Annotated in this window: 5 protein-coding genes; 4 read left to right on the plus strand and 1 reads right to left on the minus strand. The window is 71.3% G+C overall.

Features of this window, described 5'->3' with window-relative positions:
- The 4 genes from LI92_RS15440 to LI92_RS15455 all read left to right on the plus strand — a co-directional run.
- A partial coding sequence (locus LI92_RS15440; protein WP_152665496.1) for an SDR family NAD(P)-dependent oxidoreductase occupies window positions 1–2,986 on the plus strand: 2,986 nt, incomplete at its 5' end.
- A complete protein-coding gene (locus LI92_RS15445) occupies window positions 2,986–8,418 on the plus strand; it encodes a type I polyketide synthase (RefSeq protein WP_046320314.1) in 5,433 nt (1,810 codons plus the stop codon). The genes LI92_RS15440 and LI92_RS15445, both read left to right, overlap by 1 nt.
- The gene (locus tag LI92_RS15450; RefSeq protein WP_286135128.1) at window positions 8,415–12,824 is read left to right on the plus strand and encodes a type I polyketide synthase; all 4,410 of its coding nucleotides are present in this window, start codon (window positions 8,415–8,417) and stop codon (window positions 12,822–12,824) included. The genes LI92_RS15445 and LI92_RS15450 overlap by 4 nt, the downstream gene beginning before the upstream one ends.
- Window positions 12,825–12,841: 17 nt before the next feature.
- Window positions 12,842–14,098: a phthiocerol/phthiodiolone dimycocerosyl transferase family protein gene (locus LI92_RS15455; RefSeq protein ID WP_046320316.1), complete on the plus strand. Its 1,257-nt coding sequence runs from the start codon at window positions 12,842–12,844 to the stop codon at window positions 14,096–14,098.
- Here LI92_RS15455 and LI92_RS15460 read toward each other — a convergent pair.
- Window positions 14,091–14,921: a class I SAM-dependent methyltransferase gene (locus LI92_RS15460; RefSeq protein WP_046320317.1), complete on the minus strand. Its 831-nt coding sequence runs from the start codon at window positions 14,919–14,921 to the stop codon at window positions 14,091–14,093. The genes LI92_RS15455 and LI92_RS15460 overlap by 8 nt on opposite strands.
- Between the last annotated feature and the right edge of the window lie 118 nt (window positions 14,922–15,039).

Genomic DNA, 15,039 nt, shown 5'->3' on the forward strand with positions numbered 1-15,039 from the left:
ACTGGTCAACCAGGCCGTCGCCGCCGCTGCGGCCGACCATGACACCTTTATCGAGATCAGCCCGCACCCCCTGCTGACCCACACCATCGGTGAAGCCGCCGAAGCCGCCACCGCCGAGCCGGTGACCGTGGGGGCAACGCTTCGCCGAGGCGACGACGAGACCCTGAGCTTCCACATCCACCTCGCCGAACTCGGCTACCAGACCGGCGCCGGCGGGTTCGCCGAGCTGCCCACCACGCCGTGGCTGCACACCCGGCACTGGCTTCCGGCCCCCGAGCGGGCGATGCCGGCACCGGATGTCCATCCGTTGCTCGGCGTGCACGTCGAGTTGCTCACCGCCGGCGAGCACGTCTGGCAGAACGAGCTGAGCACCGCGGTGATGCCGTGGCTGGCCGAGCACCCGGTGCACGGACAGGCCGTTGCGCCCGCGGCGGCCCTGATCGAGATGGCCGTGGCCGCCGGCAGCCAGGCACTGGGCACCCCCGCCCAGTCGATCGAGGTGACCGGCCTGCACATCGAGCAGCCGCTGGTGCTCGACGACACCACACAGGTCACCACCACCCTGCGCGGGGCGCCCACCCCGGCACAGGTCGAGATCCACGCCCGCGCAGCCGGCGAAGCATGGTCGCGATACGCCGTCGCCGATGTCGCCGTCGCACCGGCGCAACGCGCGGTGGAGCCGGCCCCGCAACAGCACACGTTCACATTGCCCGAGTGCACCGGCTCCGGCACCCACCCGGCCTACCGGCTCGCACCGGCTGTGCTCGACGCCGCGCTGCGGCAGCTGGCGGCCGGTGTCGAGGCCGTACAGCCCGGCCACGACGCGGACGGTGCGGGCTACGCGCCGGCCGCGGTCGCCGCGGTGCGGGTGTTCGCACCCGCCGGACGCCCGGTGCGCGGCCACGCCGCACTGAGCGTTGCCGACGACAACGCGGTGCGGGGCCGTCTGGTGTTGACCGACGACTCGGGTGCCCCGTGCGCCGAGCTCGCCGGCATCGAGCTGCGGCCCATCGATCCGCGCTCGTTGCGGGTGCCACTGGACCAGAAGACCTTCGCCACCGAGTGGACGCCGGCGGTCACCGCGCCGGCCGCCGACGCGGCGGCGGCCGGCAGCTGGCTGCTGCTCTGCGAGCCGTCCACCGGCGAACTCGCCGAGCACCTGGCGGCACGCCTGGGCGGCCCCGACCGCACCGTGATCACCGGGGAGTTCACCGACGGGCCCGCCCTGAACGAAGCGATCGAGCGCGCCGCCGCGGACCCCGCGCATCCGCCCGCCGGCATCGTCGTGCTGCTCGAACGCAGCGAATTCGCCGGGACCGACCCGGACAGCGCACTGGCGCGGGCCCGTGACCTGGTCTGGACGGCGTGGTCGGTGGCCAAGGCAGCCGTCGCCGGCTGGACCGAGGCGTCCACGGGCGCCAAGCCGCGACTGTGGGCGGTCAGCAGCGGTGGGCTGGCCTTCGGCGGCGACGAACCCGGCGATCCCGCCATCGGGGCGCTCAAGGGCGTGGTCCGCACCTGGCGCTTCCCCGGCGAACTCGCCCGCGTCCTCGCCGACGAGCCGGACCTGGGCGCCACCCTGGTCGACCTCGACCCCGCCCAGGACACCGCGGCCCGCGCCGATGCCCTGCTGGCCGAACTGGGCGCCTCGCTGCGCGACGACGTGATCGCCTGGCGCAACGGTCAGCGCTACACCGAGCGACTGATCCGGGCGGCGCTCGACGGTGCCGGGGATGCCCAGGGCGACGATGCCGGCCACGCCACCGTCCGGGCGGACGGCTCCTACCTGCTCACCGGTGGGCTGGGCGGCTTGGGCACCGTGGTGGCGCGCTGGCTGGCCGAGCGCGGCGCCGGACGGATCGTGCTCAACGGCCGCAGCGAGCCGTCGCAGGCCCAGCGTGCCGTCCTGGCGGAACTGGCCGCGCAGACGCAGGTCGTCTTCGTCGCCGGCGACATCAGCGCACCGGGTGTGGCCGAGCAGCTGGTGGCCGCCGCCCAGGAGACGGGCCGGCCGTTGCGCGGCGTCGTCCACGCCGCCGGCGTGCTGGGCGATGGACTGGTGAGCGCCGTGACGCCCGAGAGCCTGGCCGATGTCTGGTCGGCCAAGGCCGTCGGCGCCGCCCGCCTGCACGCGGCCACCGCAACCGCCGAGCTCGACTGGTGGGTGGGCTTCTCCTCCATGGCCGCCCTGCTGGGACTGCCCGGCCAGCTCGGCTACGCCACCTCCAATGCCTGGCTGGACGCCCTGATGGCGTGGCGGCACGCCTCCGGGCTGCCCGCGACCGCCATCAACTGGGGCCAGTGGTCCGATGTGGGGCTGGGCCGGTCGATGACGCTGAGCGTGCTGGACCCGATCAACCCGGACGAAGGCATCGAGGCGCTCGACGCGGTGCTGGCGGCCGGCGGGATCGGCGCCCGGGTCGGGGTGGGACGGCTGCGCATCGACCGCGCGGTCGCCACGTCGCCGGAATTCCGCGACCTGACCTTCTTCGAGTCGCTCGTCGCCGAGGCCGACGTGGCAATCGGTGCCGGTGAGGCCGGTGAGGTTGCCGCAGGCGACGCCGCCGCCGCGGCGACCGGCGCGCCAGACTGGGCGGCCATTCCCGCCGACCAGAGGCGCGACGAGCTGGTGGTCAGGCTGCAGGCTATCTTGGCTCGCGAACTGCGCACGTCGGCGACGGCGATCGATGTGGACCAGCCCTTCCCGGAGATGGGGCTGGATTCGATGATCGCGATGACCGTGCTGAAAGAGACACAACAGTTGGTGGGAGTGGATTTGTCGGCGTCAATGCTGTGGAATCACCCCAGCATCTCAGCGTTGGCGACGCACCTGGTGGGGCTGCTGGCGTCGCACTACGCCGAGCCGGACAGCACAGCAGGTCAAGACGACGACGATCTGGGGTTCGGCTCATCCGGCGGCGTGCTGGACGAGTTGTTCGATCAGGTCGAGTCGGCTTCGACCGGGAGCGAGAGCGGTATTTATTGATGACGACGATCTTCAACAGGATCTCGGCCATGAGCGCCGAGAAACGGGGGGCGCTGACCGAGCAGTTCGACAAGGCGTCGCGGATCGCGGCCGCCGAGCCGATCGCGGTGGTGGGGATCGGCTGCCGCTTCCCGGGTGGTGCCTCGGGCCCGGACGCCTACTGGGACCTGTTGAAGACCGGTCGCGACGCCATCACCGAGATCCCCGCGGATCGCTGGGACGCCGAGGAGTACTACGACCCGGACCCGCTGGCACCGGGCCGGATGTCATCGAAGTGGGGCGGCTTCCTCTCCGATGTCGCCGGGTTCGACGCCGACTTCTTCGGCATCTCGCCGCGCGAAGCCGAGGCCATGGACCCCCAACAGCGCCTGATGCTGGAAGTGGCCTGGGAAGCGCTCGAACACGCCGGGATGCCGCCGGCAACCCTGTCCGGTATCCGGTCCGCGGTCATGATGGGCGTGTACTACACCGAGTACCAAGGCATTTCAGCGGCCAACCCGGATGCCATCGACGGCTATTCGGCCACCGGTAACGCGCACGCCGTCGCGGTGGGCCGGATCGCCTACCTGCTGGGTCTGCGCGGGCCGGCCGTGGCGATGGACTCGGCATGCTCGTCATCGCTGGTCACCATCCACATGGCCTGCCAGAGTCTGCGCCTGCGCGAGAGCGACCTGGCCCTGGCCGGCGGCGTCAGCCTGATCCTACGGCCGGAAACCCAGATCGCCATGGCCAAGTGGGGAATGCTGTCGCCGCGCGGTCGATGCCACACCTTCGACGCCGGAGCGGACGGCTTCGTGCGCGGCGAAGGGGCGGGAGTCGTGGTCCTCAAACGCCTCACCGACGCCATCCGCGACGGCGACCGGGTGCTTGCGGTGGTGCGCGGTTCGGCGATCAACTCCGACGGAAAGTCCAACGGTCTGACCGCCCCGAACACCATCGCCCAGATCGACGCGATCACCCGCGCGCTGCGCAGCGCCGACGTCGCGGCCAACTCGGTCAACCTGATCGAAACCCACGGCACGGGAACGGCTTTGGGTGACCCCATCGAATTCGAGGCCCTAGCCGACGTTTACGGGCGCGGTGCCGCGAAATGCGCACTCGGTGCGGTCAAGACCAATATCGGCCACCTGGAGGCAGCCGCCGGGATCGCCGGATTCATCAAGGCCGCGCTGTCGGTTCAGCGCGGACAGATCCCGCCGAACCGCAACTTCTCCACCTGGAACCCGGCGATCGACCCGAGTCCCACCCGGCTGTTCGTGCCCACCGAGATGACCCCGTGGCCGGCCACCGAGGGTCCGCGCCGCGCCGCGGTGTCCTCGTTCGGGCTCGGCGGAACCAACGCGCACGTCGTGCTCGAGCAGGGGCCCGACCCGGTCCCGTCGCCGGCACCGGCCGAACCGGTCGCCACTTTGGTGGTGTCGGGCAAGACCGACCAGCGGGTGGCGGAATGGGCCGCCACCCTGGCCGACTGGATCGCCGGCCCGGGCGCCACGGTCCCGCTGGCCGACATCGCCCGCACGCTCAACCACCACCGCAGCCGGTACGCCAAGTTCGCCACCGTCTGTGCCCGCGACACCGAGCAGGCGCTGGCCGGGCTGCGGGCGGTCGCCGGCGGTTACCCGGCACCCGGAGTGGTCGGCACGCGTGCCGAATCCCGCGGCAAGGGCACCGTATTCCTCTACTCGGGCCAGGGATCCCAATGGGCCGGGATGGGCCGGCAGCTGCTGATCGACGAGCCGGCCTTCGCCGCCGCCGTCGACGAGCTCGAACCGGATTTCGTTGCTCAGGTGGGGTTCTCGCTGCGCGGGGTGCTGGAATCCGGAGAGCCGGTGGTCGGTATCGACCGCATTCAGCCGGTGCTGGTGGGCATGCAACTGGCGCTGACCGCACTGTGGCGGTCCCACGGAGTCGAACCGGATGCGGTGATCGGGCATTCGATGGGCGAGGTGGCCGCCGCTGTGGTGGCCGGTGCGCTGAGCCCCGCCGACGGCCTCAAAGTGATCGCCACCCGGTCCAGGCTGATGGCGCGGTTGTCCGGGCAGGGCGCGATGGCGCTGCTGGAGCTCGACGCCGAGGCCGCCGAGAAGCTGGTCGCCGAGCATCCGGACATCGCCGTGGCCGTGTACGCAGCACCCCAGCAGACCGTGATCGCCGGCCCGCCGGACCAGGTCGATGCGGTGGTCGCGGTGGTGGACGCCCAGGGCAAGCTGGCCCGGCGCGTCGAGGTCGACGTGGCGTCGCACCACCGGACCGTGGACCCGATCCTCGAGGAGCTGCGCACCGCGCTGGCTGACCTCAAGCCGTCGGCGCCGAAGATCCCACTGATCAGCACGGTGGGCCAAACGGCATCCGAGACACCGACTTTCGATGCCGACTACTGGGTGCGCAATTTGCGCAACCCGGTGCGTTTCGGCCGGGCCGTGACCGCCGCCGCCGCCGGCCACGCCACCTTCGTCGAGGTCAGCCCGCATCCGTTGCTCAGCCACGCCATCAACGGCAACCTCGAGACGGCGCGGCCCGCCGGCGACAGCACCGTGACCGGCACCCTGCTGCGCGACCAGCCCGAGGCCCTGAGCTTCCACACGAACCTGGCCGCCGCCGCGCCGCCGCCGGCGCAGGCGCCGCAACCCGACGGTGGCCTGGGTCGCGTCGACCTCCCGGCGCGGCCGTGGCAGCACGTTCGGTACTGGGCGGCACCGGTGGCGTCCAACCGGAACTCCGCCGACGCGCACCCGCTGTTGGGTACACACGTCGAGCTTCCGTCCGGACACGGTCACGTCTGGCAGGCCGACGTGGGCACCGAGCTCGTCGCGTGGATGGCCCACCACAAGGTGCACGGCCAGATCGTCATGCCGGCCACCGGGTTCGCCGAGATGGCGCTGGCGGCGGCCGGACAGGCGCTGGGTCTGCCGCCGTCGGCGATCGCGGTGGACCGGGTCGAAGTCGAACAGATGCTGCGCGTCGATGAGCGGACCGAGGTGACCACCCGGCTGCTGCACGACACCGACGGCTCCGACGAGCTGCGCATCGAGATACATTCCCGTCCCGCCGGCGGCGGTTGGTCCCGGCACGCCGTCGCCCGGGCCGTGCCCGCACCGGCCGCGCAACCGCAGCCTCGCACGGCGGCACCGGCGAGCGGCGGCACCGCGCTGTCCCCGGCGGACCTCTACACGGCGCTGCGCCGTACCGGTCTGCAGCACGGCCCGGCGTTCGCGGCGCTGACCCGCATCGTGCGCAAGCCCGGTGGCATTTCGGAGGCCGAGATCGTGCTGCCCGACGAGGCGACCGGGCACCGCGGCTACCGCATCCACCCGGTGATGCTCGACGCCGCCCTGCAATGCCTGGCCGCCGCGCTGCCCGACGAGTCGCTGAGCGGAGCCTCCGACGCCACCTACCTGCCGGTGGCCGTGGAGACCATCCGGGTCTTCGGCGATGTCGGCCGGCGCGCCCGCGGCCACGCCGAGGTGCTCAACCACGACGACGACGGGATCACCGGGCGCGTCACCCTGACCGACGACACCGGGACGGTCACCGCCGAGCTCTCCGGGATCTACCTGCAGCGCGTGCAGCGGCGCACCGTCCCGTTGCCGCTGAGCCAGAAGATCTTCGACACCGAGTGGCTCGAGGCTCCCGGCCCCGCTCAACCCCCGGCAGCCGCCGACGGAAGCTGGCTGGTGCTCACCGACGGACCCGAAAGTGAAGCCCTGGCAGCCGATTTCGCCGCCCGGTTCAGCTCGCCGGGGCGCCGCGTGATCACCGCGGACCTGACCAGCGAACCCGCGGTGCGGGAGGCCTTCGCGCAGACCGCCGGCGACCCCGACCGGCCCCCGGTGGGCGTCGTCGTGCTGGCCGCCCGCAGCGACTTCGACGGCACGGAGGCGGGCAACGACCCGGCCCGCGGTCGCGACCTGGCCTGGTCGGTCGCCTCGACGGTGCGCACCATCGTCGGAGGCTGGCACGGCACGGCGCCCCGGCTGTGGCTGGTGGGCCGCAACGGCCTGAGCGTCGACGCCGAGCAGCGCGAGCACGGCGATCCGTCGATCTGCGCCCTCAAGGGCCTGGTGCGGGTGCTGGCCTATGAGCACCCCGATCTGCACACCGCCCTGGTCGACACGGACGCCCGCACCGACGGCGCCGACCCGGTGGCGGCGCTGATCGCCGAGCTGGGACTGGCCGGCACCGACGATGTGGTGGCCTGGCGTGGCACGAACCGCTATGTCGAACGCCTCAGGCGGGCCACCCTGACCGCGACGGGCGCCCCGGTCGTGCGGCGCGACGGCGCCTATGTGCTGACCGGCGGTCTGGGCGGTATCGGGCTGGTCGTGGCCCGGTGGCTGATCGATCACGGTGCCGCGCGGATCGTGCTCAACAGCCGCTCGCAGCCCTCCGAGGAGCAGCGTGCCGTGCTGTCCGAGCTCGAACAGCGGGCGCAGGTCGCCGTCGTCTCCGGTGATCTGGCCGCGCCCGGCGTCGCCGAGAGCCTGGTCGCCGCCGCCGAGGAGACCGGCTTGACGCTGCGCGGGGTGATCCACGGCGCCGCCGTCATCGACGATCAGATCGTGGTCGGCATCGACAAGGAGACGCTGGGCCGGGTGTGGGCGCCCAAGGCGTCGGCGGCGCTGCGGCTGCATGTGGCGACCGCCGGCAAGGACCTGGACTGGTGGGTCGGGTTCTCCTCGACGTCCTCGCTGCTGGGAGCCCCGGGCCAGGCGGCCTATGCCGCGGCCAGCGCCTGGTTGGACGGCCTGGTGGCGTGGCGGCGGGCCGCCGGGCTGCCGGCGATCACTATCAACTGGGGCCAGTGGTCCGGGGTGGGCGTGGCCCAGGAGCTGAAGTTCAGTGCGCTGGACCCGATCAGCCCCGAAGAGGGCATGGAGGCGCTGGAGGCGATCCTGGGCGGTGATCTCGGCCGGATCGGCGTCGCGCGGCTGCGGCTGGACCGGGTGGCCGCGGCCTTCCCGGAGTTGCAGCAGCTCGGATACTTCGCCACCCTGGCCGAGGAGCTCGACCTCGATGCCGAGGACGACGACTGGCCCGGCCCCGAGGGGCTCAAGCAGCTCGACGCGGCCGAGGCCGCCAAGGCGGTCGTGGCCCGGCTGGGTTCGCGCATCATGGCGATCATGGGCTACCCCAAGGGCAGCGCCATCGACCCGGGGCGGCCGTTGACCGAGCTCGGAATGGATTCACTGATGGCCGTGCGCATCCGCAACACCGTGCGGGGCGACTTCGGGGTGGAGCCACCGGTGGCGCTGCTGCTGCAAGGGGCCTCACTGACCGATCTGGCCGCCGACCTGTCGCGCCAACTCGGTCTGGCGGCGCAGGAAGGCGCAGACGGCGGCGGCGACGCCGGGGGCGTTCGGAGCCGGGCTCAGCAGCGTGCCGCGGCGCGGCAGCGGGCGGCGGCGCGGCGGAAAGTAGGAGATCGTTCGTGACCAACAATGAAGTGCCGCCCAACGCGATCGCGGTCGTCGGCATGGCCGGGCGCTTTCCGGGCGCCCGCAGCCTGACCGGCTTCTGGGACAACCTGCGCAACGGCACCGAATCCATCGTCACGCTGTCCGAGGACGAACTGCGTGCCAGCGGCGTGAGCGACAAGGCGCTGGCCAACCACAACTACGTGCGGCGCGCGGCGCTGCTGGAGGGCATCGAGGAGTTCGATGCGGGTTTCTTCGGGTTCACCCCGCAGGCCGCCCGCACCATGGACCCGCAGCACCGGCTGTTCCTGCAGACCGCGTGGCACGCCCTGGAGGACGCCGGATACCAGCCCGGCGCGATCGAGGGCTCCGTCGGCGTCTACGGCACCAGCACCACCAGCGGCTACCTGCTGCACAACCTGATGTCGCACTACGATCCCAACCTGATCATCGGGCAGGGCGTCAGCTTCGAGATGGTCAACCTGTCGCTGCAGAACGACAAGGACTATCTGGCCACCCGGGTGGCCCATCAGCTCAACCTGCACGGCCCGGCACTGTCGGTGCAGACGGCCTGCTCGTCGGCGCTGGTCGCGCTGCACCTGGCCTGCCAGAGCATTCTCAACGGCGAATGCGACATGGCGCTGGCCGGCGGTTCCTCGCTGCGCGTGCCGCATCACGTCGGCTACTGGCACGAGCCCGGTTCGATGGTGTCGGCCACCGGGCACTGCCGGCCGTTCGACGTCCGGGCCGACGGCACCATCTTCGCCAGCGGCGTCGGGGTGGTGGTGCTCAAGGCACTGGCCGACGCGGTCGAGGACGGGGACCGCATCCACGCGGTGATCCGGGGCTCGGCGCTGAACAACGACGGCGCCACCAAGATGACCTACGCGGCGCCCACCGCCGCCGGTCAGGCCGACGTGATCGCCGAAGCGCACGCGGTCGCCGAGGTGGACGCCTCCACCATCAGCTACATCGAATCGCACGGCACCGGCACCCCGCTGGGCGACCCGATCGAGATCGAGGGCCTGCGACAGGCTTTCGCGGTCTCCGAACAGCCCCGCACCGGGCCCTGCTACGTGGGCTCGGTGAAGTCCAACATTGGGCACCTGGAGTCGGCGGCCGGCATCGCCAGCCTGATCAAGACCATCCTGTGCCTCAAGCACCGGGCGATCCCGGCCACGCTGCACTACACCAGCCCCAACCCCGAACTGCACCTTGACGACGGACCCTTCCGGATCCGCAGCGAGTACGGTCCCTGGGAATCCGACGGCATCCGGCGCGCCGGGGTCAGCTCGTTCGGCGTCGGTGGCACCAACGCCCACGTGATCGTCGAGGAATGGCCCGAAGACGCCCCGGCCAACGCGACGGCCGCCCCGCGGCCCGGGCCCGAGGTGCTGCTGCTGTCGGCGCGCACCGCCGAGGCGTTGGCGCAGGGCCGCTCGGAGTTGGCGGCCGAGCTGTCGGCCGCTGGGGCCGAGGCGTCCGACGCGCCGGATCTGCACGACGTGGCCTACACGCTCGCCGAGCGGCACCCGCACACCCTGCGCCTGGCCGCGGTCGTCGCCGACCGCGCCGACGCGGTGGCGGTGCTGGGCGCCGAGGAGAGCGAGAACGTCTTCATCGGCGAGGGCGTGGACCCCGCCGACGCCACCGCCGAGGACCGGGTGGTGTTCCTGTTCCCCGGCCAGGGCGCCCAGCACATCGGGATGGCGCGCGGGCTCTACGACAACGAACCGGTGTTCGCCGAGTACTTCGACCGCTGCGCGGCCGGCTTCGAGGCGGAGCTGGGCTACGACCTGCGCTCGATGATCTTCGAGGGCACCTCCCGTGACCTCGAACGCACCGATCGCACCCAGCCCGCGCTGTTCACCGTGGAATACGCCCTCGCCAAACTGGTCGAGAGCTACGGCGTGCGCCCGGCCGCGCTGATCGGCCACAGCATCGGCGAATACGCCGCGGCCACCGTCGCCGGTGTCTTCGACCTCGACACCGCGATCAAGGTGGTGGCGATGCGGGCCCGGCTGATGCACGCCGCGCCGCGCGGCGTGATGGTGGCCGTGCCGATCAGCGCCGAGGCGGTCGGTGCCTATCTGACCGGTGACGTCGACCTGGCCGCGGTCAACGACCCGGACGGCTGCGTGGTGGCCGGGGCCGAGTCCGATATCCGTGAGTTCACCGACCGGCTCAAGCAGGCCGGTATCAACGCGCGCCGGGTGCGGACCTCACACGCCTTCCACTCCCGCCTGATGGACTCGATGATCTCGGAGTTCACCGCGTTCCTGTCCCGCCAGACGCTGCACGAACCGCAGCTTCCGTTGCTGTCGAACCTGACCGGCACGTGGCTGGCGCCCAGTGAGGCGACGAACCCGGCGACGTGGGCGCGCAGCGTGCGGGCCACCGTCCGGTTCGCCGACGAGATCGACGTCGTGCTGGGCGACCCGCACCGGGTCTTGGTCGAGGTCGGTCCCGGGGCCACGCTGACCGCGTCCGCGGCCCGCAACCCGAAGTTCGCGAGCGGGCATCGGGCCGTGCGCCTGATGCGGCACCACGCCCAGAACCGCGACGACCGCGACGCCTTCCTGCTGGCGCTCGGCCAGCTCTGGGCCGCCGGGGTGGAGGTGGACTGGTCGCCGTTGCGCGGGGACTACCAGCCCAAACGCGTCACTGTTCCGGGCTATCCCTTTGAGCGGCAACGTCATTGGCTTGAGCACAATGCTAACGCCACCTGGGTGTCCGGCGGCGCGGGCGCGGCCGGTGCCGCCGCGGGCGGTCCGAGCGGGGACACCGCGGCCAGCGGTGAGTCGATAGAGGCGACACTGCAACGCATCTGGGCGTTGTGCCTGGGTGTCGGCTCGGTGGATCGCACGGCCAACTTCTTCGACGTCGGCGGGGACTCCCTGGTGGCGATCAGCGTCGCCATGGCCGCCTCGCACGAGGGGCTCGACCTGACCCCGCAGGACCTCTACGACAATCCGACGGTGGCGGCGCTGGCCAAGGCGCTCACCGCCCGGTATGCCGCCGGCGGCCTGGGCCGTCAGTCGCCCGGTGCGGTGGCGCACCCGCCGGTGCCGCCCAACATCGCCTACTTCCTGGAAAACGGTGTTCGCGAACACGGGCGCTGGCGCATCCCGGTGGTTCTGCGGTTGCGCCCCGACATCTCGGCCGATGACGTGCGATCCGTGCTGTCGGCGGTGGTCAACCACCATGAGGCGCTGCGTCTGCGGATCACCGAGCGGGCCGGCACCTGGGAGCAGCGGATCGTCGAGCCCGGCGACTTCGGCGAGATCAGCATCCACTACCTGCCGGAGGGCCTGACCGCAGAGGACGACGCGGTGCGCACGCTGCTCGCCGAGCACATCCGCGAGCAGGACCTGTCCAGCCCACCGCTGACGGCGCTGTATGTGCGGGGCGCGGCGGGCGACCTGTGCTACCTGGCGCTGAGCCTGCACGCCGCCGTCGGCGACGAGGCCTCCCGCGACATTCTGCTCACCGATATCTTTACCGCGTTCGGGCAGAAGCTGGGCGGCAACGACATCGAGCTGCAGCCGGTCGGGGTGGGCTGGGCCGAGTGGTCGCAGCGGTGCGCCGGACTCGCCACCCACCCGGCGGTGCTGGACAGTCGCGAGTTCTGGTTGCAGACAACGCAATCAGCGACGCTGCGGCTGGCCGCCGAGGCCGCCGAACCGCCGGCGGCCGCCGACCTGTGCACGCTGTCCACGGCACTGCCCGCCGTGGACACCAGCGAGATCGACGACGCGCGGCGGCGGCTGCGCCTGCCGATCAACGAGATTCTGCTGGCCGGGCTGGGCCGGGCGGTGGCATCGGCGGTCGGTGCGGGCAGCATCGCGGTCGACCTGGGGGGAGCGGGCCGGTCGGTGCTCAAGCCCGATGTCGACCTGCGGCGCACCGTGGGCTGGTTCACCACGATCTATCCGGTCGCGCTGAGCTGCTCGCCGGCCGGACAGGCATCCGCGCGCCAGCTGCTGGACTCGGTCCACGAAGCCGTGGACGGCGTCCCGCACTACGGGATCGGCTATGGACTGCTGCGCTACCTGTACGCGCCGACGGCGCGGCGCCTGGCCTCGGTCGCCCCGGCTGACATTCACTTCGCCTACCTCGGGGCGATCCCCGAGCCGCCGTCGCTCGGCGACTCCCCGGTGCAGTTCGACCCCGACACCGCGATGCCGGTGCGCGAGGCGATCGCGGGGCTGGGGCACGCATTGGAGTTGCGGGCCTATCGGACCGGCGGGGTGCTGCACGTGGACTGGTGGTTCGACAGCCGCCGCATCGAGGAGTCCGTGGTGCGCTCGCTCGCCGACGGGTTCACCGCGGCGGTGATGGAGCTGGTCCGCGAGGCCATCGCCGAACACGACTCGGAGTCCGCTGCGGAAGACGGCGAAATGACTCTGGTCGAGTTGTCGTAGAGGGGATATCGCCACAAGTGTTTGCCACCTCGGTTATCCGCAAGCTCGCCAACAGCGAGGAGATGCTGGCCGAAACCCATAATTTCGTGGGTCTGGCGGCCCATGTCACCGGTCCGGTCGACATCGATCTGCTCTCGGAGGCCTATGAGGCGCTGCTGGAGGCGCATCCGATCCTCACCGGGCGCTTGGAGCGTCTGCCGGACGGGCACCACCAGTTCGTCACCGACGACCTGATGCCCGACGGTATCGAGGTCATCGAGCTCGACGGGCCCGACGAGCAGCCGCCCGCCCCGCACTTCGACCAGACCGAGTCGTTGGTGGCGATGCGGGTGATCATCCGCGACGGGCAGGCCCAGCCGACGCTGTACGTGCACCATGCCGTCGCCGACGGCCACCACATGTACGCGTTGATCGAGGAGATGCTGTCCTACTACACCGATCTGGTCACCACGGGCCGGATCGGTGCGATGAACGTCGAGCCCGCTCCGCTGTCGATCGAGGCGGTGCTGTCGGATCGGGGGATCGACAAGCAACAGCGCTCCGGAATCGAGCGTTTCATGCCGGCGTTGTTCGCCTACGATCTGCCGCCCACCCGGCGGGCCGTCGCGGCGCAGGCGCCGTCGTCGCCGGTGCTGGTGCCGATGGCGTCGTGCCGGCTGACCGAAAGCCAGACCGACAACGTGGTGGCCTTCGGCCGTGCGCACGACCTGAGCCTGCACGCCGTGCTCTCCGCGGCGGTGCTGACAGCCGAATGGCAGCTGCGCGGCAAGCTCAGCATCCCGGTGCCCTACGTCTACACCGTCGACCTGAGATACTTTCTGTCACCACCGGTTTCGGCCACCGGCTGCACCAACCCGATCGGGCTGGCGACCTACCTGGCCGAGGTCGACACCAAGACCGACCTGGTCGAGCTGGCTCGCGATATCGCGGCGAACTTCCAGAAGGATCTCGACGAGGGCGTGATCCAGCAGTCCCGGCTGCACTTCAGCCCGCAGTACGTGGGCAACCCGCCGGGCCTGCCCGATGTCGTGGTGCTGAGCAACAACGGATTGGTACCGCCGGTGCGCACGCCACCGGGCGTGGAGGTCACCACGACGCACGGTGAGCTGTATTTCGCGGTCAGCGCGGGGATCGACATCTACTTCACGCAGATCTTCGCCGGCCAGCTCAACATCGAATACCACTCCCACGGACCGGAGCCGGAGCGCTCGGTTGAGGCGATTCGGGCGCTGCTCTGCGGCATCGCCGAGCAGCACGCCGCCGGCGTCAGCTGACCGGGCCGAAGGCGTAGCGGTGGTACTGCAGCATTGCCCGCAGCGGCGGCACCGCCCGGGCCAGGCGGCTGGACCGCCGGAATCCGGCCGGAACCCGGTCAAAGGTCTGCGCGTCGAAGAAGTCGGTGGCAGCCAGCAACCGAATGCCGGTCACCTTGTCCAGGATGTCGCCGGGGCCGTTGACCGCCCAGTGCAGCGTCGCGCCGGACTGGCGCTGCAGGCGGTGCGTCTTCTGCGTCTTGATCCCGAACCAGTTGTAGAAGTCGATCTGCAGTTCGCCGGACGGGAACTTGTCGACGATGCTCTGCAGCAGTGCCACGCCGTCGGCTTCGGTCAGGTACATGCTGATGCCCTCGGCCAGCAGCAGCACCGGGCGATCCGCCGGGATCTTGTCCAGCCACGTCGGGTCGGTGGCCGAGGTCGCCATCAGGTGGTAACCGGGGCGGTCGGGGTAAACCTGTGCGCGCAACGCGATCACCGGCGCCTGGTCGACGTCGAACCAGGTCACCTCGGGTCCCGGATCGATGCGGAAGACCCGGGCGTCGAGGCCGCAGCCCAGGTGGATGACGGTGGCGTCGGGGTGGCCGGCCAGGAATTGCCGCGCCCAGATGTCGTACTGGGCGGTGCGCACGGTCACCAGGGGCGCCCAGCGGCCGGGAGCTTTCAGGGCGTCCCAGTCGAAGTCGATGCGCTCGACGGCCTCCTTGGCGTACCGGTCGCCCAGCACCGGGGAGTCGAAATCGGCGTCGAGTGCTTTGAGATAGAGCGTCGTCAGCATGGTTGCCGCGGCGCCGTGCAGGTCGACGGGGATCTTGTCTGCCACGTCGGCGAGCCTAATACGCTGGACGGGCATTCGATGCACCGCAGGGTCGAACCCGGCGGTTCAGCGAGGCTCGACAAAGGAGAGCCGAAGCTGGGACCGCCGTATGAACCCGGCGGTT

It is taken from the genome of Mycobacterium sp. UM_Kg1 (genome assembly GCF_000972925.1).
Lineage (GTDB): Bacteria > Actinomycetota > Actinomycetes > Mycobacteriales > Mycobacteriaceae > Mycobacterium > Mycobacterium hiberniae.

Coding starts and splice junctions, on each gene's coding strand:
- LI92_RS15445 (WP_046320314.1), top strand. CDS start 2,986: ATGACGACGATCTTCAACAGGATCTCGGCCATGAGCGCCGAGAAACGG.